Raw genomic sequence first — 20,402 nt, forward strand, 5'->3', positions numbered from 1 at the left:
CAGTACCGCAAGCCGTTGGCCCGGTTAACCCCGATTTAAGTCGGATTAATCGTCTGCGAGAGGTCTCAATGCCCGAGAAACGTGTCTGGGTCGGCTTGTTTATAAAGGGTGTGCGGCGAGGCGATCGTCGAGCGCTTGCAGGCGGTCGACGCAACGACCAAACCCGGCTCCGTCGGCGATGGTCGCGCCAGCGTTCGCCTGCGCTCGCCGACGGGTCGTGTGCATCGCGTTGCTGTCGCTTCGGAGTCGTTGAAACGGGGGAGAGAGTTGAAGGGCTGCGAGAGGGACTTTTAAGGCTCCAGGCGGTTCGGGTCGCGCGGGAAGAGGATCGCCTCCTTGATGTTGTCGAGGTCGGCGACCTGCTGGACGAGTCGGTCGATGCCGAGCCCGTAGCCGCCGTGGGGCGGCGTGCCGTAGCTGAGTCCTTCGAGGTAGAACTCGAAGTTGGACTCCTCGACGCCCTCCTCGGCCATCACCTCACGCATGACCTCCACGTCGTGCTGGCGCTGGCCGCCCGAGGAGAGCTCCTGACCCTTGTAGATCAGGTCGAACTTCCGGGAGGCGATGTCGTCGCCCTCGACGTCCTGCATGTAGTAGAACTTCTCGTCGGGGTAGCCGACGACGAAGAAGGCGGGGTGGCCCTGCTCCTCGAAGTGCTCACCGAGCAGCTTCTCGCCTTTCGTGTCGAGGTCGGTCGGATCATCCGGGAAGTGGCCGAACTCCGTCTCCAGAATGTCGAGCGCCTCGTCGAACGTGATCCGCGGGAAGTCCTCCTCGGGGACGTCGAGGTCCACGTCGAGCACGTCGAGTTCGCGCTCGGCGTCCTCGACGACGGCCTGGAGGGCGTGGCGGAGCGACTCCTCCTGGACGTCCATCACGTCGTGGTGGTCGTCGATGTACGCCAGCTCCACGTCGAACATCGCGATCTCGGAGACGTGCCGGGAGGTCGCGAAGTTCTCCGCGCGGAACGCGGTGCCCGTCTCGTAGACGGCCTCGTAGCCCGCCGCCATCAGGATCTGCTTGTACAGCTGGGGGCTCTGTGAGAGGAACGCGTCCTGGTTGTAGTAGAGGATGGGGAACAGCTCGGCGCCGCCCTCCGCGCCACCCTTCGAGATCAGCGGCGTCTTGATGTCGACGTAGCCGTTGTCGTCGAACCAGTCTTCCATCGCGCTCATCAGGACGGAGCGGAGCTGGAAGACGGCCGAGACCTCCGGCTTGCGGAGGTCGAGTGCGCGCTGGTCGAGACGGGTCGAGAGGTCGACGTCGACGTCCTTGGAGATCTCCAGCGGGAGGGGGGCGTCGGCCTCGTCGATGACTTCGTACTCGTGGGGGACGAGCTCGACGCCGCCGGGCGCCTGGTCGCTTTCGACGGGCTCGCCGGCGATACGGACGACGTCCTCCGAGCCAACGTCCTGGACGGCCTCGAACAGCTCCGGCTCGCGCTCCTCCTTGAAGACGGCCTGAATGAGCCCTTCTCGGTCCCGGACGATGACGAAGACGAGCCCGCCGAGGTCGCGGACCTCGTGGACGTGCCCCGCGATGGCGACTTCGTCTGCATCGGCACCGACTTCGGTAGTGTGGATTCTGTCTATCATGGGGTGTGTGCTTGCGTTCAACTGGCCGGGCGTCCGCCATATGTGTGTCGTCTCGGGGGCGACACGCCGGGAGGATGGCCGGGAGGACGGTTCAGGCGTCGGACGCCGGGCGCCGGCGTCCTCGCGGTCGCCGTGGTCGCCGTCGGTGACGCCGCCGCGTGGGCGAGCACGACACGCGGCCACCAGTGGTAAACCGCCCCCCGTCGAATCGGCGGGTACATGACCGACGATGAGACGGCGTCACGTACCCGGCCCCTCCCCGACGCATGGACCGAGCTGGAATCGCCCGACGAGATCGTCACCAAATACAGCCCCCGCGAGCCCGCACTCTTCGAGCGCGAGGATCGCGAGCGTGCGGTCCATATCCGACCGGACGAGCCGGACCTCCCCCATGCGGATCGGCGGGAGTGGGCGGTCGGGCTGGTTCGGGGCACCGCCGACGAGTTCCACGACGCCGACCGTATCGCGACCGTCCACGGCCGCGACGACGCCTACCACGTCGCGAAGACGTTCATGGCGGCGTACGAGGAGGCCGTCCCCGACGCCGGCGACGACGCCGCCGCGCTCGCGTACGCGATGGAGCAGGCCGAAGCCGAGGCTGACCGGGTTGAAAAAACGGAAAACGAGTAGTTCGATCCGGCCGTGATCGGGCACCACGGTGGCGCCCGGCGACCGCCGTCCGTGTCGTTTGTCGGAACGCGTTACGTCGGGTGACCGACGCTTTTCAGCTGCTCCTTGTAGCGGTTGCGGATGGTGACGACGGTGACGTCGGCGACCTCCGCGACATCTTCCTGGGTCCGCTTGTCGTTACAGAGCATGCCGGCGAGGTACACCGCCGCGCCGGCGAAGCCGGTCGGCGACTTCCCCGCGTGGAGCCCTTCCGAGGTGGTCTCGTCAAGGATCTCCTCGGCTTTTCGCTGGGTCCGTGGCTCGATCTCGAGGTCCGAGGCGAACCGGGGGAGGTACTGCTGGGGGTCGACGGGCTGGAGCTCCAGCCCGAGCTCGCCGGAGATGTAGCGGTATGCCCGCCCGATCTCCCGGCGCTCGACCCGTGAGACCCGCGTGATCTCGTCGAGGCTTCGGGGGATCCCCTCCTGCCGACAGGCGGCGTGGAGCGCGGCCGTCGAGACGCCCTCGATCGAGCGCCCGCGAATGAGGTCCTCGTCGAGCGCCCGCCGGTAGATGACGGCGGCGACCTCGCGTACGGAGTCGGGAACGCCCGACGCCGACGCCATGCGGTCGATCTCCGAGAGGGCGAGTTTGAGGTTGCGCTCGCCGGCGTCCTGCGACCGGATCCGCTCCTGCCAGGTCCGGAGCCGCTCCATCTGGCTCCGACGCTCGGCCGAGAGCTGGTTGCCCCGGGCGTCCTTGTCCTGCCAGTCGATGTTCGTCGTCAGCCCCTTGTCGTGCATCGTCTGGGTCATCGGCGACCCGACGCGGGACTTCGACTGGCGCTCGGAGTGGTCGAACGCACGCCACTCGGGCCCGTGGTCGATCTGGTCCTCCTCGACGATGAGGCCGGTCTCCTCGTGAATGAGCTCGCCCTCGGCGGTCCGCGTGAGCTCGTCGGCGTCGAGGTCGTCCGGCTGTAGTTCCTCGTCGTCCGCCGATTCGTCCGTGGACTGCTCAGTTCGCTGCCGCTCGTCCGACTGCTGTCGCTGTCGGCCCTCGGGCGGGCGCCGTGATGCCGTCACGGTTAGCGCCCCACGCTACCGGAGCGAACGTCCGGTGTAAACGGGTCCAGTCCACCAGAATTTTTTTTGCATTCCGACATTCCGCCTCGATATTTGCGTTTATCAGGGAAAATCCTTATGGCAGTTCTCTTCGCGCGAGCGCGATTGGGTCGTAGTCTTTTGATACTCGGTAACAATACTCGCGGAGATTTATGATGATCGCCCGAAAATGAGCCGTTGACGGCGGTCTCACCGCCGCAGAACCTCCATGACCCGCACCACCACACTCGCGCTCGCCGGCTCCGCCAGCGACGCGCTTATGGGGTGGTACGGGTCCGTAATTCCGATCGGACGGTCCGTCCACCCGACCGCGTAACGCGCGGCGGCTGGGGAGATTCCCCGTGGGACGGACCACCCCCTTCTCCACCAGCCGTCGCCGTATCGGTCTCGACCGTCTTCGCCTCCGCGACCCGAGACGCCGCGTGCGTCCGGGCCGAGGACCGGCCGACGCCACCCGGCGACGACCGCGCCGCGTTCGACTCGCGGCGGGGGTCTGTATGGCAGCAGCAACCCACAAGCTGACGGCGGAAGCCGCCGTCACCGTTCGCGTCTCCCAGGCCGCCCCCGGCGACCTGGCGAGCGGCGCACGCGCACAGCTCGAACGCGTCGACGGCGTCCGCGTCGACGACCTGACCATCGCCGGGCTCACCCCCGGTCTCAACGACACGACCGTCGAGGCGACGGCGACCCTGTTCGTCGAGGCGGATGACGGCCACGCCGGCGCGGATGGGGCGGACGACCCCGCCGAGCGGGTCGCCGCCCGGCTCGCCGACGGCTTCGGCGTCGACCCCGAGCGCGTCGATCTGGTCGATCCCCCCGATTGACCGCCCGCGGGTCGACGCGGGCGCCCCCTGAACCGCTGAGTCGGCGGAAATCTCCGGAAACGCTGCTCGATCGCAAACATCGAGTGGTGACGGATCCTGCACGGCTGCAGTCCGCACCGACTCCTCGATGAGTGACATCGGGAGTGGGTGTATCAGATCGCCGCCGGCGACGTGGTATATAAACGGTCGAGAATGGAAGTGACGCTCTCTTTATAAGGGGGCGCGGTGCGGTGGCGCGCCCGGCGAGCGCCCAGTGGGCGCGAGCCGGCGCGCGAGGGAGGTCGGCGGCGGCCGCGGCGTTGCGGTCCCGCGGCCGCCGCCGACCGAGGCTGGGGAGGTGTGAGGTGCGGTCGCTGTGCGGTGCGGGGTGGGACTCAAAGGGGCAGCCGGCTCCGGGAAGACGGGCGACGTAAGCACTCAAAAGGCCGGGCGGTGCCGAGAGGCCTTTTGAGCGCGCAGCGAGCGTCCCGCGAGCATTGCGAGGGCGACCACAGGGAGCCCTCGATAGCGAACGGCGAAGCCGTGAGCAGCGAGCGGGACGACGGAAGTCGCAGCCCGCGAGCGCAGCGAGCCGGACCGTCTTCCGGAACCCTCGACCGGAGCCGGCTGGGGCTTTTGAAGGCGGTCCTCACGTGAGCAAAGCCTGCGACTCACCGGACAAACTCTGCTTATAAATGGCGAGCAGCCCCACCAACGTCCCGCTTATAAACGTCACATCCACTCACGTAATACAACTACTCCCGCTGTCACTCATTGATGCTCCTGTGACTGCTGGGAGAGACAAACGGCCCACAAACGACTGCTTATAAGCGTCACCCGAAAACGGCCGCGCTCACGAAACCGACGCCGTCCGCCGGCGTCCCGGTCGCCGCCGGACGCTGCTTTTCCGCCCCACTGTGCCCGTTCCGACTGGCCGATCCGCGGACGCCGGCCTAGAGGTAGGTGAACCACTCGTCGTGGTCGTCCGTACGGCGCTCGACGAGGTCGAAGAAGGCCTGCTGGAGCTCCTCGGTGACGGGACCACGGGTGCCCGAGCCGATCTCCGTGTCGTCCACGGAGCGGATCGGCGTCACCTCGGCGGCGGAGCCGGTGAAGAACAGCTCGTCGGCCGTGTACAGCTGGCCGCGGGAGATGACCGCCTCGTCGTGGACGGTGTAGCCGCGCTCGCGGGCGAGCTGGATGAGGGTGTCGCGGGTGATCCCCTCGAGGATCGACTGGGCGAGGCCGGTCGTGTAGATCTCGCCGTCGTTCACCATGAAGATGTTCTCACCGGGGCCCTCGGCGACGTTCCCCTCCTTGTTCAGGACGATCGCCTCGACGTAGCCGTTCCGGCGCGCCTCCTCGCCGGCGAGCATCGAGTTGACGTAGAGGCCGGTGGTCTTCACGTTCGTCGGCACCTGCGAGGAGGCGTGTTTCCGCCAGGAGGAGACCATCACGTCGACGCCGTCGGTGAGCGCCTCCTCGCCGAGGTACGTGCCCCACGGCCAGGCGGCGAGCACGAGGTCGGTCGGGCAGTCCCGCGGCGAGACGCCGAGCGTGTCGTAGCCGTAGTAGGCGATCGGCCGGATGTAACAGGACTCCAGATCCTGTCGCTGAAGCAGCTCCAACGTTGCCTCGGTGATCTCCTCGCGGGAGTGTTCGATCTCCATGTCGTACACCTTCGCCGACTCGAACAGCCGATCCAGATGCTCCTCCCAGCGGAAGATCGCAGGCCCCTTTTCGGTGTCATAACAGCGGACGCCCTCGAACACGCCGCTCCCGTAGTGGAGCGCGTGGGTCAGAACGTGGGTCGTCGCGTCCTCCCAGTCGAGGAACTCCCCGTTCTTCCAGATCGTGTCGACATCCATCTCGTCGAATCCCATGGCTGAGGGTTGCGGTGAGCGGGCTTAAAATTATGAGATACGTGCGGCCGCACCGACGGTGCCGCCGGCGTTCGCGGCAAAGCGATGCATGGAGCCCTACCGCAGCGCCTCGACGAGCGCGCTCCCCTCGACGTAGGGGATCCCGCGGCGCTCGGCGTAGGCGGCGGCGTCGGCGGGTGCGAGCGCGTCGCTCGTCTCGTCGTCGAGCATCTCGCAGACGACGGCGGCGGGGGCGGCGTCGACGGCTTCGGCAAGCGCGAGTCCGAGTTCGGTGTGGCCCACTCGGTCGTCGAGCCCGCCCGCGGCGCCCCGGAGCACGTGGACGTGGCCGGGCGCGCGGAACTCCGCGGCGAACTCCTCGGGACCGTAGGCGCCGGGGTCGGCGGCGACGGCGGCGGCCGCCTCCGCGAGCTCCGTAATCGTCAGTGCGCGGTCGGCGTCGGTGATCCCGGTGAAGGTGTCGCGGTGGTTGACGGGGAGCGAGAATGACGAGCGGTCGTCGTACTCCGGGTTGTCGTCGACCGCGGGGTGGTCGAGTACGTCCGCGAGAAACGGCAGCTCGAACGCGTCGCCTACCTGGTCATCGACGGCGACGCAGATCAGCCCGCCGGCGTCGTTGCGCATGTGGGCGACTGCGTCGGGGTCGACCGCCTCCGCGGGGTAGATGATGTCCGTCTCTCCCTCGCGGTCGGCAAAGTCGTGGACGCAGACCGGGTCGCCGGTGGCGAACGCGGCGAGCGCGGCGTCGACGGCGGCTCCCCGAACGCCCTCCGTGCCGCGCTCCTCGTTCGAGCCGGAACTCCCGGCGTCGGCGTCGAGGCGGGTCACGCCGCCCCCGCGTCGACGTGCTCGGTCGCGTCACGCCGTTCGGATTCGTCGTCGGTCGTTCCGGCGGCCTCGACGCGGATCTCGATGTCGTCGCCGTCATCGAGGTCGAGCTCGTCACGGAGCTTGTCGGGGGCGATCAGCTCCAGCTGGTCGTCGTCGTGGTGGGTACGGTCGGGGACGATGGCGTGGGCGTTCTCGTAGCGTTCTTCATTCGCCAGCAGGGTGACCGCGTAACAGGTGGCGGCGCCGTAGGTCCGGTCGTCGTCCTCCCAGGCGTCGATGGGGACGGCGTCGACGCCGGCCATCTCCCCGCGCCGGCGGACGCTCTCCTCGTCGAGGTCGACGTTCAGCGTTCCCGGGAACGGCTCGTATCCGAGGCGGGTGCGGAACTGCTCCATGTAGCCCGGCAGGGTAATGTAGTGGCGACCCTCTCCCATCCCGCCGGTGACGGTGCCCGACAACGCGAGCTCCACGTCCGACTCGAACAGCCGGCGGTAGTCGGCGTACTCGGCTCGGAGCGCGGCCTCGCCGTCGTCGGTGACGCGGACCCACTGGCCGTCGCCGACGACCTCGCGGTCGATCAGCCCCGCCGATTCGAGCGACTGGAGTCGCCGGGAAGCCGTCTGCGTGGAGGCGTTGAGTCGCTCGCCGAGCGCCGCACAGGACACCTTCGTCTCGTGTAACCCGCCGGCCAGCGCCACGTGCTTGAGCGCGGCGAGGTCCGCGGGATCCGCTGAAGCCGCCGTCGCCGATTCTGCCATACTCGGTGTTGGTGACTCGTGCGTAAAAGCGTACCGAATACGTTACGCGTCTCAAAACTGTTATGGTCTATCCCGATGTCGTGATGTACACCGTCCGCGAGAAGCGTCGTACTCGAACCCGTGGGCGGACGGCACCTAAGCCCGTCGGTCGTGACGGTTCCCGCCGCGGCCTGTGACGGAGCGGGCCGCCGGCGCAGCGCGCCGGGCGGTCGTTGGAACACGCGCGGTTACTCTCGTTCGACGACCGTCCCGTCGCCGCCGACCGCGACGTCGACGAGCTCCTCGTTCACGTCGAAGAACGTGTCGTCGCCGTAGGTGACGCCTTGAAGGTCGCCGCCGACCGGCGTCTCCTGCTCCTCCCAGCCGTCGTCGGTGCGCTCGTAGATGACGCCCTCGCCGGCGGCAGCCATCACGCTGCCGCCATCGGCCTCGCCCCTCCGGTCGATGGCGAGGAGGTCGCGCTCGCCGACGTCGACCGGCGTCCAGTTGTTGCAATCACAGTCGTACCGGTAGATGACTCCGCCGCCCGCGGCAACGAAGACGACGTCGCTGTGGGCGACGAGGTCGTTGAACGCCTCGGCGGCGTCGTATATTCCCTCTTCCTCCCACGTCTCGTTGTAGTCGTCGGAGGAGAACACTTCCTGTGACGTGTCGACGCCGAACGCGAGCTCGGGGTCATCGTCGGCGAACTCGACCTCGGGGATGGTGGCGCCGCCGGCGGGCTCGGTGACCTCGCCCCACTCCATGCAGTCGGCGTCGTTGTCCGCTTCGCGTTCCGCGTCGTAGTCGCCCTCGAACGTCTCGCCCGAGCCGTTGGAGTTGATGACCCACTCGTCACCCTTCTCGCCGGAGACGGCGATCCCCTCCCAGGTGGAGGTTTTCTCCTCGGGTGCCGTGTAGTCGTACTTGACACCGTCGAGGACGTCGTACGCGCCGAGCGCACCGGAGCCGCCATTGAAGTAGATGCGCTCGCCGTCGTCGGTGACATCGACGGAGTTGAGCGGGTTCTCGGCGACGTTCGGGCCGTTCTCGACGACGATCTCCCACTCGCCGCCGTTCCGCGTCATGACGACGCCGCCCTCGCCGACGGCGTAGGGCCCGTCCGCGGTCTGAACGACATCGTTCAGGCCGGCGTCGGTCGGCGTCTCGACTTCGTCCCACTCGGTGTCGGCGGCGACCCCGGTGTTCATCAGGGCGCCGCCGCCGATCCCGGCGGCGACCGTGACGCCGGCTGCTTTGAGCACGTTGCGTCGAGTCGCTCCGCTATCGGAATCGGTCATTGCGACTGGACGTAGGGCAAGATACACTGTTAAAATCGATGGCCAAAAAGCCGTTATAACCGTCTAACAGCCCTGATTACGTCCTTTCGGCCACCATTATTAAGTAAGGGCATCCTCGGGGATGTGGACGTGGTGAGATTCCCACTTATAAATTCACTGGCCATTAAATCCCATTTCAAAAAATGAATATAAGAATATTTCTGTAATGAACTGTATAGATATTTTATAATCCCGTCCGAACACTATCGCGCGCGCTCGGCGACCGCACGCTGGCCACCCGTCGGCTCGTGGCGGTTCGGAAGGGCCTTTTAGGCGGACGCTCGAATCACCCGTATGTTCAGACAGTTCCGGTCGGAGGTGGAGACGGCGCTCGCCGACGCGCTGGCGAGTCTCGACCTCCCGGCCGACGACCTCGGCATCGAACGCCCGCCCGACGACATGGACGCGACGCTCGCCTCCAGCGTCGCGTTTCGGCTCGCGGGCGTCGTCGGCGACGCGCCGCCGAACGTTGCGAGCGAGGTGGCCGACGCGGTCGACGACGAGCTCGCGGACGGCGAATTCGACTATCTCGTCGGCGTCGACACCGCCGGTCCCTACGTGAACTTCCACGCGGGCGCGCGCTACCTCGCGGACACCCTCTCTGCCGCCGCCGGCGACGGCGGCTACGGCGCGCTCCCCGACCGCGACACCTCCGTGGTCGTCGAGCACACCAGCGCGAACCCCACGGGGCCCGTCCACGTCGGGCGCGCTCGCAACCCCATCGTGGGCGACGCGGTCGCGAACCTCATGGAGTACGCCGGCTACGACGTCGACCGCCACTACTACGTCAACGACGCGGGTCGCCAGATGGCCGTGTTCACATGGGCGTACGAGACGTTCGACGAGGAGGATCTCGACGCCGAGCCCGCCCGCGACCGGATCGAGTACGACCTCGTCCGCTACTACCGCAAAGGGAACGCGTATCTGGAGAACGCCGATCCCGAGGACGTCGAGGCGGCGGAAGCGGAGATCTCCGGGATCCTGCAGGGACTTGAGGCGGGCGACGAGGAGACGTACGAGCGCGTGCAGGCGGTCGTCGACCAGGTGCTCGGCGGGATGAAGGAGTGTCTCGCGCGCCTGCCCGCGGAGTTCGACGAGTTCGTCAAGGAGACGCGGTTCATGCGCGACGGCTCCACCGACGAGATCGCCGAGCGCCTCAAGGAGACCGAGCAGGCCGTCTACGAGGAGGACGCCTGGCAGCTGGAGCTCGACGACTGGGGGATCGACAAGAACCTCGTGTTCCTCCGGTCGGACGGAACCAGCCTCTACACCACCCGCGACCTGGCCCACCACGAGTGGAAGTTCGACAACTACGACCAGGCGGTCACCGTGCTCGGCGAGGACCACAAGCTGCAGGCCGACCAGCTCGACGCCGCGCTCGAACTGCTCGGCAACGACGTCGACCAGCTCGGCCACGTCATCTACTCGTACGTCAACCTCCCCGAGGGGAAGATGTCCACTCGTCGAGGCACCGGCGTGATGCTCGACGACCTGCTCGACGAGGCGATCGACCGCGCCCGCGAGGAGGTCGAAAAGCGGCTCGACGACCGCATCCGCGACGACGACCTCGCCGACGAGGACGTCGAGCGCATCGCCCGACAGGTCGGCGTCGGCGCCGTCCGCTACGACATCGTCTCCAAACAGCCCGCGAAGGCGATCACCTTCGAGTGGGAGGACGCCCTCGACTTCGAGGCCCAGTCCGCCCCGTACGTCCAGTACGTCCACGCCCGCTGTTGTGGCATCCTCGACGAAGCCGCAAACGCGGGCATCGAGGTCGCCGGCGTGACCGCCGAGGGCGAGGTTCCCGATATCGACGCCGGCGCGCTCGAAACCCCCGAGGCCGAGACGCTCGTCCGGGAGGTCGCCCGTTTCCCCGCGGTCATCGAGGCCGCCGCGGACGACCTCGAACCGCACACTGTCGCCACGTTCACCCGCGAGTTCGCGGAGGCGTACAACGCCTTCTACCGCGAGTGCCCCGTCCTGACCGCCGACGACCCCGCGGTCCGCGACGCCCGGATCGCGCTCGTCGCCGCCGCGCGCCACACGATGGCGAACGCCCTCGACGTGCTGGGCGTCGAGGCCCCGGACTCGATGTAAGCAGGACCTTTTTCGCCGGGGGTTCGCGGAACCGGCAGAGCCGGTTCCGCTCAACCCCGGCCAAAAATCTCCACCAAAAAGCCGCGAGACGCGACTCGGGCGCCGTAGGCGCCACTCGTCGCGCTCGCGGTACAACACGCTGATCACGTTCCCTAACCACGCTCTGCACACGTTTTCCAACCCCACGCAGTCGACCGACGCATCGCTTGTGGGGGCCGTCCCGAACCCCGCTTAAAGGGCGTCACGGCCCGATTTCGGAAATGCAGGCTCTGCCCCTCGATGAGTGATTTCGGGAGTACGTGTATCAGATCGCCGCTGACGACGTAGTATATAAATGGACGAGACTCACAGTAACGACTCTCTTATAAATGGGAGTGCGGTGCGGTGGCGCGCCCGGCGAGCGCCCAGCGGGTGCTCGCCGGCGCGCGAGGGAGTCGGCGGCCGAGTGGCACGAGGCCGCCGACGAGGCTGGGGAGGCGTGAGGTGCTGTGCGGGTGCGGTTGGGTGGGGCTCAAAGGAGCAGCCGGTTCCGGGAAGACGGGCGACGTAAGCACCGCAGCGGGTGGTGCCGAGAGCGAGGAGCGCAGCGAGCGTCCCGCGAGTCTACGAGCGGGACGACGGAAGTCGCAGCCCGCGAGCGAAGCGAGCCGGACCGTCTTCCGGAACCCTCGACCGGAGCCGGCTGGGGCTTTGGAGGTGTTCGCCGTCGTGCTCACCTCAGCAGCCGCTTATAAACGATCCACAACCCCACCCATTCTCCGCTTATAAACGCCACATCCATCCACCTGACACACCTACTCCCGGTGTCTATCGCGAGACGGCGCGTGTTTCGCCGCGAATCGGGGTTTATAACGTAGCAACGGCGACTATCGGCCGAACAGTCGGCTGAAGAACCCGCCCTTCTCGTCGTCGTCCGTCTTCGACTCCTCCGTGTCCTCTTTCTCCTCGTCTTCGGCCTCCTCGATGGTCGACTGCATCGCCGTCCCCGTGTCGTCGTCGCGGAACGGGACGCTGCCGGCGAGCTCGTCGTCGGGATCGCGGTCCGGCTCCGCCTCCGGAACCGTGTCGTCGTGCTCCGGCTCCGATTCCGGTACTTCCTCTGATTCCGGTTCCAACTCGGACTCCGGCTCCGTTTCTGGTTCCGGCTCCGACTCCAGTTCCTCGGCGGCGGCATCGTCGGATGTCACGCCGCCGGTTTCGTCGGCTTCTGCTTCCTCGTCGGTGAGTTCGTCACCAGCTTCGTCGGGGGAGTCCGCCGGCTCCTCGGCGGCCGCATCGTCGGGTGCCACTCCGCCTGTTTCGTCAGCTTCGGTCTCCTCGTCAGTGAGCTCGTCGTCGCTGTCGTCAGCCGTCCCTGTCTGCTCCTCGGCGGCTGCGTCGTCGGGTGTCACCCCGCCTGTTTCGTCGGCTTCGGCCTCCTCTTCGTCGTCCTCGACGGCCTCCGTTTCGGCGACGATGATGTCCTCGTCGTCGCCCTCCTCGGTCACGCCGGCGGGCTCGGGGTCGGCCACGAGGATGTCGTCGGTGGACTCCTCCTCGGTTGCGTCCTCGTCCGCCGCTTCTGCGCCCGACTCGTCCTCATCGGGGGTCTCCGCAGTCCCCGACTCGGGTGCGTCCGCGTCGCCCTCGTCATCGACCAGCTCCGCATCGTCCGCGGTGGGATCGGCGGCAGTGCCGCCGGCGGCTCCGGCTGCGGATGCCGTCTCCTCGATCACCTCACCGTCGTCGGTTTCGGGGTGTTCGTTCTCGTCGATGCGGGGGATGGTGTGGCCGGTGAGCGCGTGTGTGAGGTCCCTGTAGGCCCGCGTGGCAGGGGTGGTTGGCGAGTGGAGAACCAGCGGTTCGCCGGCGGCGCCCGCCGCGGGGACGGCCGGGTCCTCGGGGATCCGCCCGATCACCGTCGTGTCGAGCAGGTCGTCGACCAGCGGGGACGCGGGCGCGTCCGGGTCGACGCGGGTGAGCGCCGCGCCCGCGACGGTGCCGCCGAGCCGCTCCGTGAGCTCCCGGGTCTTTTCAGTGTCGCCGAGCGCGCCGCGCTCGGCCGTCGTGATGAGCAGCGTCTCGTCCGCGAGCGCGAGCGGGAGCGTGGAGTCGTGTGAGAGCCCCGCGCCCGCGTCGAGGAACACGTAGTCGGCGTCGTCGAAGGCGGCGACCACGTCGCGGATGCCAGCCGGATCGGCCTCCGCATACGCGTCGAGGTCCGTCTCACCCGGGAGCACCCGGAGACCGGCGGGGCCATCGTGGACGGCCTCGTCCGGCTCGGCGCGCCCGGCGAGCACGTCGTGGACGGTCGTTTCACCGACCTCGACGCCGAGCGCGCCCGCGAGGTTCGCCATCCCGATGTCGGCGTCCACCGCGACCACGTCGGCGCCGGCCTCCGCGAGAAGCGTAGCCAGCGCCGCCGTCGTGGTGGTCTTTCCGACGCCACCCTTCGCCGACGCGACCGCATACACCGTTGCCATACCGTCAGGGTCCGGCGACTGGTACTTAAAGGTACGCGGGGTAGTGCCGTCGGTGGCCGTCTCTGGGGAGTCACGGCCCGATTCTCCCCCGTCTTGTTCGGCGGAGCGCCGGCGAGGGTACGGTGCTGTGCGAACCGTTCGCACAATATTCGGGGTTCTCACGGCCTCACGCCCACGCGCTTTCGCAAACACCTTATACGTCGCTCGTGCAGTTTCGGACGATTAGAGAGTATGCCGAGACCAGAGGTGCTCACCCGGATCAAGGAGGCCGAGGAGGAGGCGGACGAGATCATCGCGGAGGCGGAAGCCGACGCCGACGAGCGCCTCGCTGAGGCTCGCAAGGAGGCGGAGGAACTCCGCCAGCAGGCGGAGGAGGAGGCCGCCGACGAGGCGGAGCAGCGCCTCTCCGACGCCCGCGACGAGATCGAGCGACGGAAAGAGGAGATCCTGGCGGAGGGTCGCTCCGACCGCGAACAGCTCGAGAGCGAGGCTCGCGAGCGCGTCGACGAGGTGGTCGACTACGCGATCGAACAGTTCGAGGAGGCGGTGAATGCTCAGGCCTGAGCGGATGAGCAAGGTGTCGGTGACGGGTTCGAAGCGCGTCATCGACGACGTCATCGAGACGGCCTATGAGCATCATTCGCTCCACGTGACGGAGTACGACGAGTCCTACGAGGGATTCGATCCCGGATCCTCGCTCGAAGGCGCCGAGGAGGTCAACGAGCGACTCGTGACGGTTCGCTCGCTGGAGAGCATCCTCGACGTCGAGAACGCGGACGTCGAAAGCGGTCCCGCCATCGAGGACGAGGAGCTCGCCGCCGAGCTCGAAGACACTCGCGAGAAGGTCAACGAGCTCAACGACCGTCGTGACGAGATCCGCGACCAGATCCGCGAGCTCGACGACGAGATCTCGCGGATGGAGCCGTTCGCGGATCTCGGCATCGAGCTGGACCTGCTTTCCGGCTACGACTCGCTGGAGGTCGTCGTTGGCGAGGCCAAGCAGTCGGAAGTCGAGGACGCGGTCGCCGTCGGCGACGGCATCGAGGCGTACGAAGTGTTCGGCGAGAAGGGCGTCGTTGCGGTGTTCGCACAGCCGGCCGACGCGGTCGACGACGGCGTCCTGCAGGACGCGCTCGTCGGCGTCGACATCACCTTCTTGGAGGTTCCCGACGCGGAGACGAGTCCCGGCGAGTACGTCGCCGATCTCGAGGCCGAGCGTGCGGAGCTCGAAGGGAAACTCGAGGGCGTCGACGAGGAGATCGCGGCGCTCAAAGAGGAGGCCGCGACGTTCCTGTTGCGCGCCGAAGAGCAGCTGACCATCGAGGCCCAGAAGAAGGAGGCCCCCCTCTCGTTCGCGACGACCGAGAACGCGTTCGTCGCTGAAGGGTGGATCCCCACCGACACGTACCCGGACTTTGCGGCGTCGCTCACCGAGGCGGTCGGTGACCACGCCGACGTCGAGGAGGTCGAGCGCGCGGAGTTCGCGCCCGACGGCGACGTGCACACGGAGACGGTCCACGAGGGCGAACGGGAGGCTGCCACCGACGGCGGCCACCAAACCCGGAACGACGACCCGCCGGTCGTCCAGGACAACGGCAAGCTGGCCGGTCCGTTCGAGCTGCTCGTGCAGGGCTTCGGTCGGCCGAAGTACTCGGAGTTCGACCCGACCCTGCTCGTGTTCCTCACGTTCCCGCTGATGTTCGGGTTCATGATCGGGGACATCGGCTACGGGATCCTGTACGCCGCCATCGGCTGGTTCCTCTACTCGAACTACGAGGGGGCGATGCGGGAGATGGGTGCGGTGTCCATCTGGGCCGGGCTCTTCACGATACTGTTCGGCATCTACTACGGCATCGACATCTTTGGCTACCACGCGTACCCGTGGCTCGGCATCGAGTCGTGGGAGGTCTCGAAGGGGCTCTCGCCGGGCGCCGGTGAGTGGGCGCTGGCGTGGCTCGTGGTGAGCGTCATCTTCGGCATCTTCCACCTCAACGTGGGATACGCGCTCTCCTTCGTCACCCAGTACAAGTACCACGACCTCAAGCACGCGGTGTTCGAGAGCTTCTCGTGGATCCTGCTGCTCAACGGCATCTGGATCTGGGTGTTCAGCCAGCAGGCGGCCGGCGTGAAACCCGACTTCCTGTTCGACTCGATCGGCCTGCTCACGTACGGGTTCATCGAGTTCGCCGGCTTCCCGGTTGAGGTCGGCTGGCTCGCGGTCGGGATGATCCTCGTCGGGCTCGCGCTGATCATCATCGAGGCGCCCGCCGAGGCGCTCGAAGCGCTGGAGCCGCTGGTGAACGTCATCTCCTACGCCCGGATCATGGCGGTGCTGATCGCGAAGGGCGGGATGGCGCTGGCGGTGAACCTGCTGGCGTTCGGTGCCTACGTCGACCAGGGCGGTGAGGGGAGCTTCAACTTCATCTTCACCCCCAGCAACCTCGCGGTCGCCCAGGAGCGGGCGGCCGCGGGCGAGGTCGACTTGGTGTTCGCCGGCATCTCGACGGCGTTTGAGCCGAGCGTGATCGGCATCATCGCGGTCGTCGGCGCGGTGGCCGTGGCGGTCATCGGCCACATCGTCGTCCTGCTGCTCGGCATTACGGCCGCCGGCATTCAGGGAATCCGCCTCGAGTACGTCGAGTTCTTCGGCAAGTTCTACGAGGGCGGCGGCGACCCCTACGAGCCGTTCGGCTACGACCGGCAGTACACGACGGACGAGTAGCGTCCGTACGTAGCCGCTGCCGCCATCACGCGGTAGTTTCTTTATTTTCACGAGCGGCGGATTCACCGTTCACTCACCGTGCGAATAGACCCCATAGACGAGGGAGAGAGGCTTCCTCCCGGTGATTCTCGTCGTTCGTTTTGGGAAGCTTTATGTCCACTGTGGAGGCAAATACGAACTGTTCGGAGACGAGCAACCGCAACTACTACCAATGCTTGAAGCTACCAACGAACTCGGGAACGTCGTACTGCAGGAAGGAGAAGTGCTCATCGAGGCCGACACGGCTGCCGCTCTCGCCGTCGGTCTCGCGGCGCTCGCCGCCGGGTACGCCGAGCGCGGTATCGGCGCTGCCGCCGTCGGCGCGATGGCCGAGGACAAAGACCTCTTCGTCAACGGCCTCATCCTGACGGTCCTTCCCGAGACGATCGTCATCCTCGCGCTGGTGGTCGTCTTCATCGTCGCGTAACCACTCTCTCCCCTTTTACAATGAGTTTGGAAACCGTCGTTGAGGACATTCGAGACGAAGCCCGCGCGCGTGCGGAGGACATCCGCGAACAGGCTGAGGCCGACGCCGAGGAGGTCGTCTCCGAGGCGGAGGCGGACGCCGAGCGCATCCGCGAGGAGCGGCTGGACGAGGTGGAGCGTCAGATCGAACAGGAGCGTGAACAGGCGCTCTCCTCGGCCAAGCTCGAAGCCAAACAGGAGCGGCTCTCCGCCCGGCGTGACGTCCTCGAGGACGTTCGTGAGGGCGTCGAAGAGCGGATCGCCGGGATCGACGGAGACCGTCGCCGCGACCTGACCGAGACCCTGCTGGACGCGACCCTCGCGGAGTTCGACGACGAGGACGTCGCCGTCTACACTCGGCCGGAGGACGTCGACCTGCTCGAGGAGCTGTGTGACGACCGTGACGGCGTCGAGGTCGACGGCGAAGTCGACTGTCTCGGCGGCGTCATCGGTGAGAGCGACACCTCCCGCGTTCGCGTGAACAACACGTTCGACTCCGTCTTAGAGTCCGTCTGGGACGACGAGTTGAGAAACCTCTCGGAGCGACTGTTCGACAAATGAGCCTCGTCGGCAGCTCGAACCCGGAGTACGTCGTGGCCAGGGTTCGCGCCCGCCGCGGCAACCTGTACAGCACCGAGGAGTATCGCAAGATCACCCGGATGTCCCCCGCGGAGATCGCCCGTTTCATGGAGGAGTCGACCTACGAGACGGAGATCAACGCGCTGGGGAGCAAACACGGCGGCGTCGACCTGATCGAGTACGCGCTCAACGCCAACCTCGCCAAGCAGTTCGAGCAGGTGCTCGACTGGAGCGAGGGGAACCTGTACGATCTGGTTGCCCGCTACCTGCGCAAGTTCGACGCGTGGAACGTGAAGACGGTGATCCGCGGCATCTACACCGACGCCGGCCGCGACGCGGTCGAACAGGACCTCATCCGCGCCGGCGAGTTCGACGACCGGCTGATCCGCCGGCTGCTCGAAGCCGAGTCGATCGAGGCGGTCGTCGAGATCCTCGAGGAGACGATCTACGGCGAGCCGCTCGCGGCCGCCTTCGAGGAGTACGAGGAGACCGGCGTGCTCGTGCCGCTGGAGAACGCCGTCGACCGCGCGTTCTACGAGCACCTGCTCGGGAACCTGCCGCGTGGCGAGCCCGTTCGCCAGTACGAGGCGTTTCTCAAAGTGGAGGTCGACTTCCGGAACGCGGACAACGCGCTCCGGCTCGCCCGTTCAGGTGCGGACATCGACCCCGCCGAGTACTTCATCGAGGGGGGCGACCTCTTCGACCGGGAGACGCTGTCGCGGCTGGCACGCGACCTCGACGAGCTCGTCGACTACATCGCCGACAGCGACTACGGCGACGAGCTCGGTCCGGCGCTGCGCGAACTCGAGGAGGCGGACAGCCTCATCGCGTTCGAGCACGCCACCGACGCCGCGCTGTTGAAATACGGCGACCGGTTGGGAACGCTCCACCCGGTTTCCGTCACGCCGGTCATCTCGTACATCCTCGCCAAGGAGCGCGAGGTCGAGAACATTCGCGCCATCGCGCGCGGGAAGGAGGCCGGCCTCTCGACCGATGAGATCGAATCCGAGCTGGTGATAACATGAGCCAGGAGATCGCCGTTGTCGGCAGCCCGGAGTTCACGACCGGATTCCGGCTCGCCGGCGTCCGCAAGTTCGAGAACGTGCCGGACGACGAGAAGTCGGAGCGACTCGACGACGCCGTCGAGCGGACGCTCGACGACGAGGAGACCGGCATCATCGTGATGCACGACGCGGACCTCGAGCACCTCTCGCGGGGGACCCGCGAGCGGGTCGAGGGAAGCATCGAGCCCGTCCTCGTAACGCTCGGCGCCGATGGCGCCGGCAGCGGCGGGCTGCGCGACCAGATCAAACGAGCCATCGGGATCGACCTGATGGATGAGGAGGACGACTAACATGAGCAAAGCAGAATCCACGGAGGGCGCTTCGACCGGCGCCATCCAAAGCGTGAGCGGTCCGGTCGTGACTGCCCGTGACCTCGACGCCCGCATGAACGACGTCGTCTACGTTGGCGACGAAGGACTCATGGGGGAAGTGATCGAGATCGAGGGCAACACCACGACCATTCAGGTGTACGAGGAGACCTCCGGGGTCGGCCCCGGCGAACCCGTCGAGTCGACGGGCGAGCCGCTGTCGGTCGACCTTGGTCCGGGAATGCTGGACTCCATCTACGATGGCGTCCAGCGTCCCCTGGACGTCCTGGAGGGTAAGATGAACAGCCCCTATCTCGACCGTGGCGTCGACGCGCCCGGTATCGACCTCGAAAAGGAGTGGGAGTTCGAGCCCACCGTCGAGGCCGGTGACGAGGTCGAGCCCGGCGACATCGTCGGCGTCGTCGAGGAGACGGTCACCATCGACCACAAGGTCATGGTGCCGCCGGACTTCGAGGGCGGCGTCGTCGAGTCGGCCGAGGCCGGCTCCTTCGACGTGACCGAGACGGTCGTCGCACTCGAGAACGGCGAGGAGATCTCGATGCACCAGGAGTGGCCCGTCCGCGAGGCGCGCCCCTCCGCGAACAAGCAGACGCCGACGGAGCCGCTGGTGTCGGGCCAGCGCATCCTCGACGGCCTGTTCCCCATCGCCAAGGGGGGGACGGCGGCGATTCCGGGCCCGTTCGGCTCCGGGAAGACCGTCACCCAGCACCAGCTCGCGAAGTACGCCGACGCGGACATCATCGTCTACGTCGGCTGTGGCGAGCGTGGCAACGAGATGACGGAAGTGATCGAGGACTTCCCCGAGCTTGAGGACCCCGCCAACGGCAACCCGCTGATGGCCCGCACCTCGCTCATCGCGAACACCTCGAACATGCCCGTCGCGGCCCGTGAGTCCTGCATCTACACGGGTATCACCATCGCGGAGTTCTACCGCGACATGGGGTACGACGTGGCGCTGATGGCCGACTCCACCTCCCGGTGGGCGGAGGCCATGCGCGAGATCTCCTCCCGGCTGGAGGAGATGCCCGGCGAGGAGGGGTACCCCGCGTACCTCGCCGCCCGCCTGGCGCAGTTCTACGAGCGAGCCGGCTACTTCGAGAACATCAACGGGACGGAAGGCTCCGTCTCCGCGATCGGCGCGGTGTCGCCGCCCGGCGGCGACTTCTCGGAGCCGGTCACCCAGAACACGCTGCGTATCGTGAAGACGTTCTGGGCGCTCGACGCGGACTTAGCGGAACGGCGCCACTTCCCGTCGATCAACTGGAACGAGTCCTACTCGCTGTACAAGGACCAGCTCGACCCCTGGTTCCAGGAGAACGTCGAGGAGGACTGGCCCGACAAGCGCCAGTGGGCGGTCGACGTGCTCGACGAGGAGACCGAGCTGCAGGAGATCGTTCAGCTCGTCGGCAAGGACGCGCTCCCGGAGGACCAGCAGCTGACCCTCGAGGTCGCTCGCTACCTGCGTGAGGCGTACCTTCAGCAGAACGCCTTCCACCCGGTGGACACCTACTGCCCGCCGGAGAAGACGTACCTCATGCTGACGACGATCGAGACGTTCAACGACGAGGCGTTCTCCGCGCTGGAGGCCGGCGTGCCGGTCGAGGAGATCGTCGACACGGACGCCGCGCCGAAGATCAACCGTATCGGCGTGCAGGAGGACTACGAGGAGTACGTCGAGGATCTCAAAGCGGAGATCACCGAGGAACTCCGGAGCATGTACTAA

General features: G+C 67.1%; 17 protein-coding genes. 10 read left to right on the forward strand and 7 right to left on the reverse strand.

Annotation, left to right across the window (positions count from 1 at the left end; all coding sequences use genetic code 11):
- Positions 1 to 290 precede the first annotated feature (290 nt).
- Positions 291 to 1,595, reverse strand: coding sequence for an aspartate--tRNA(Asn) ligase (aspS, locus tag ACYQ07_RS10035; protein WP_459880867.1), 1,305 nt, complete (start codon positions 1,593 to 1,595; stop codon positions 291 to 293).
- Positions 1,596 to 1,814: 219 nt separating this feature from the next.
- Between aspS and ACYQ07_RS10040 the strand changes: the two genes are divergently transcribed.
- Positions 1,815 to 2,225, forward strand: coding sequence for a hypothetical protein (locus ACYQ07_RS10040; RefSeq protein WP_459880870.1), 411 nt, complete (start codon positions 1,815 to 1,817; stop codon positions 2,223 to 2,225).
- Positions 2,226 to 2,296: 71 nt separating this feature from the next.
- On the opposite strand, the gene ACYQ07_RS10045 is transcribed toward ACYQ07_RS10040, so the two are convergent.
- A complete protein-coding gene (locus ACYQ07_RS10045) occupies positions 2,297 to 3,289 on the reverse strand; it encodes a transcription initiation factor IIB (RefSeq protein ID WP_459880872.1) in 993 nt (330 codons plus the stop codon).
- Positions 3,290 to 3,825: 536 nt separating this feature from the next.
- Here ACYQ07_RS10045 and ACYQ07_RS10050 point away from each other — a divergent pair.
- The gene (locus ACYQ07_RS10050; protein ID WP_459880875.1) at positions 3,826 to 4,152 is read left to right on the forward strand and encodes a hypothetical protein; all 327 of its coding nucleotides are present in this window, start codon (positions 3,826 to 3,828) and stop codon (positions 4,150 to 4,152) included.
- 932 nt (positions 4,153 to 5,084) lie between these two features.
- Here the strand turns inward: ACYQ07_RS10050 and ACYQ07_RS10055 are convergent.
- The 4 genes from ACYQ07_RS10055 to ACYQ07_RS10070 form a co-directional block, all read right to left on the reverse strand.
- Entirely contained in the window at positions 5,085 to 6,014 is a 930-nt protein-coding gene (locus ACYQ07_RS10055; protein ID WP_459880878.1) for a branched-chain amino acid transaminase, read from the reverse strand.
- 96 nt (positions 6,015 to 6,110) lie between these two features.
- A complete protein-coding gene (gene ribB / locus ACYQ07_RS10060; RefSeq protein WP_459880881.1) occupies positions 6,111 to 6,842 on the reverse strand; it encodes a 3,4-dihydroxy-2-butanone-4-phosphate synthase in 732 nt (243 codons plus the stop codon).
- Positions 6,839 to 7,603, reverse strand: a complete 765-nt coding sequence (locus ACYQ07_RS10065; RefSeq protein ID WP_459880884.1) for a DUF120 domain-containing protein — start codon at positions 7,601 to 7,603, stop codon at positions 6,839 to 6,841. The genes ribB and ACYQ07_RS10065 overlap by 4 nt, the downstream gene beginning before the upstream one ends.
- Before the next feature lie 227 nt (positions 7,604 to 7,830).
- Complete coding sequence (locus ACYQ07_RS10070) at positions 7,831 to 8,883, reverse strand: WD40/YVTN/BNR-like repeat-containing protein (protein WP_459880886.1); 1,053 nt, start codon at positions 8,881 to 8,883, stop codon at positions 7,831 to 7,833.
- 333 nt (positions 8,884 to 9,216) lie between these two features.
- On the opposite strand from ACYQ07_RS10070, the gene argS reads away from it, so the two are divergent.
- Positions 9,217 to 11,019 carry an arginine--tRNA ligase gene (gene argS / locus ACYQ07_RS10075; RefSeq protein ID WP_459880889.1) on the forward strand — a complete coding sequence of 601 codons (1,803 nt, stop codon included), beginning with the start codon at positions 9,217 to 9,219 and terminating at the stop codon, positions 11,017 to 11,019.
- A gap of 866 nt (positions 11,020 to 11,885) precedes the next feature.
- Here the strand turns inward: argS and ACYQ07_RS10080 are convergent.
- On the reverse strand, positions 11,886 to 13,481 hold the full coding sequence (locus tag ACYQ07_RS10080; RefSeq protein ID WP_459880891.1) for a nucleotide-binding protein: 1,596 nt from the start codon (positions 13,479 to 13,481) through the stop codon (positions 11,886 to 11,888).
- A gap of 231 nt (positions 13,482 to 13,712) precedes the next feature.
- Between ACYQ07_RS10080 and ahaH the strand changes: the two genes are divergently transcribed.
- From ahaH to ACYQ07_RS10115, 7 genes are all read left to right on the forward strand, one after another.
- Entirely contained in the window at positions 13,713 to 14,045 is a 333-nt protein-coding gene (gene ahaH / locus ACYQ07_RS10085; RefSeq protein ID WP_459880894.1) for an ATP synthase archaeal subunit H, read from the forward strand.
- Positions 14,032 to 16,203: a V-type ATP synthase subunit I gene (locus ACYQ07_RS10090; RefSeq protein ID WP_459880897.1), complete on the forward strand. Its 2,172-nt coding sequence runs from the start codon at positions 14,032 to 14,034 to the stop codon at positions 16,201 to 16,203. The genes ahaH and ACYQ07_RS10090 overlap by 14 nt, the downstream gene beginning before the upstream one ends.
- Positions 16,204 to 16,414: 211 nt before the next feature.
- A complete protein-coding gene (locus tag ACYQ07_RS10095; protein WP_459880899.1) occupies positions 16,415 to 16,669 on the forward strand; it encodes a hypothetical protein in 255 nt (84 codons plus the stop codon).
- Positions 16,670 to 16,689: 20 nt separating this feature from the next.
- Positions 16,690 to 17,268: a V-type ATP synthase subunit E gene (locus ACYQ07_RS10100; RefSeq protein WP_459880902.1), complete on the forward strand. Its 579-nt coding sequence runs from the start codon at positions 16,690 to 16,692 to the stop codon at positions 17,266 to 17,268.
- Positions 17,265 to 18,311: a V-type ATP synthase subunit C gene (locus ACYQ07_RS10105; RefSeq protein WP_459880904.1), complete on the forward strand. Its 1,047-nt coding sequence runs from the start codon at positions 17,265 to 17,267 to the stop codon at positions 18,309 to 18,311. The genes ACYQ07_RS10100 and ACYQ07_RS10105 overlap by 4 nt, the downstream gene beginning before the upstream one ends.
- On the forward strand, positions 18,308 to 18,640 hold the full coding sequence (locus tag ACYQ07_RS10110) for a V-type ATP synthase subunit F (protein ID WP_459880907.1): 333 nt from the start codon (positions 18,308 to 18,310) through the stop codon (positions 18,638 to 18,640). Before ACYQ07_RS10105 ends, ACYQ07_RS10110 begins: the two co-directional genes overlap by 4 nt.
- Before the next feature lies 1 nt (position 18,641).
- The gene (locus tag ACYQ07_RS10115) at positions 18,642 to 20,402 is read left to right on the forward strand and encodes an ATP synthase subunit A (RefSeq protein WP_459880910.1); all 1,761 of its coding nucleotides are present in this window, start codon (positions 18,642 to 18,644) and stop codon (positions 20,400 to 20,402) included.

This window comes from Halorubrum gandharaense (assembly GCF_054654575.1).

What these genes read in the sequence shown, in the direction of transcription:
- aspS (WP_459880867.1), bottom strand. Translation starts at nt 1,595, where the DNA reads ATGATAGACAGAATCCACACTACCGAAGTCGGTGCCGATGCAGACGAA.
- ACYQ07_RS10040 (WP_459880870.1), top strand. Translation starts at nt 1,815, where the DNA reads ATGACCGACGATGAGACGGCGTCACGTACCCGGCCCCTCCCCGACGCA.
- ACYQ07_RS10050 (WP_459880875.1), top strand. Translation starts at nt 3,826, where the DNA reads ATGGCAGCAGCAACCCACAAGCTGACGGCGGAAGCCGCCGTCACCGTT.
- ACYQ07_RS10055 (WP_459880878.1), bottom strand. Translation starts at nt 6,014, where the DNA reads ATGGGATTCGACGAGATGGATGTCGACACGATCTGGAAGAACGGGGAG.
- ACYQ07_RS10065 (WP_459880884.1), bottom strand. Translation starts at nt 7,603, where the DNA reads ATGGCAGAATCGGCGACGGCGGCTTCAGCGGATCCCGCGGACCTCGCC.
- ACYQ07_RS10070 (WP_459880886.1), bottom strand. Translation starts at nt 8,883, where the DNA reads ATGACCGATTCCGATAGCGGAGCGACTCGACGCAACGTGCTCAAAGCA.
- argS (WP_459880889.1), top strand. Translation starts at nt 9,217, where the DNA reads ATGTTCAGACAGTTCCGGTCGGAGGTGGAGACGGCGCTCGCCGACGCG.
- ACYQ07_RS10080 (WP_459880891.1), bottom strand. Translation starts at nt 13,481, where the DNA reads ATGGCAACGGTGTATGCGGTCGCGTCGGCGAAGGGTGGCGTCGGAAAG.
- ahaH (WP_459880894.1), top strand. Translation starts at nt 13,713, where the DNA reads ATGCCGAGACCAGAGGTGCTCACCCGGATCAAGGAGGCCGAGGAGGAG.
- ACYQ07_RS10090 (WP_459880897.1), top strand. Translation starts at nt 14,032, where the DNA reads ATGCTCAGGCCTGAGCGGATGAGCAAGGTGTCGGTGACGGGTTCGAAG.
- ACYQ07_RS10095 (WP_459880899.1), top strand. Translation starts at nt 16,415, where the DNA reads ATGCTTGAAGCTACCAACGAACTCGGGAACGTCGTACTGCAGGAAGGA.
- ACYQ07_RS10100 (WP_459880902.1), top strand. Translation starts at nt 16,690, where the DNA reads ATGAGTTTGGAAACCGTCGTTGAGGACATTCGAGACGAAGCCCGCGCG.
- ACYQ07_RS10105 (WP_459880904.1), top strand. Translation starts at nt 17,265, where the DNA reads ATGAGCCTCGTCGGCAGCTCGAACCCGGAGTACGTCGTGGCCAGGGTT.
- ACYQ07_RS10110 (WP_459880907.1), top strand. Translation starts at nt 18,308, where the DNA reads ATGAGCCAGGAGATCGCCGTTGTCGGCAGCCCGGAGTTCACGACCGGA.
- ACYQ07_RS10115 (WP_459880910.1), top strand. Translation starts at nt 18,642, where the DNA reads ATGAGCAAAGCAGAATCCACGGAGGGCGCTTCGACCGGCGCCATCCAA.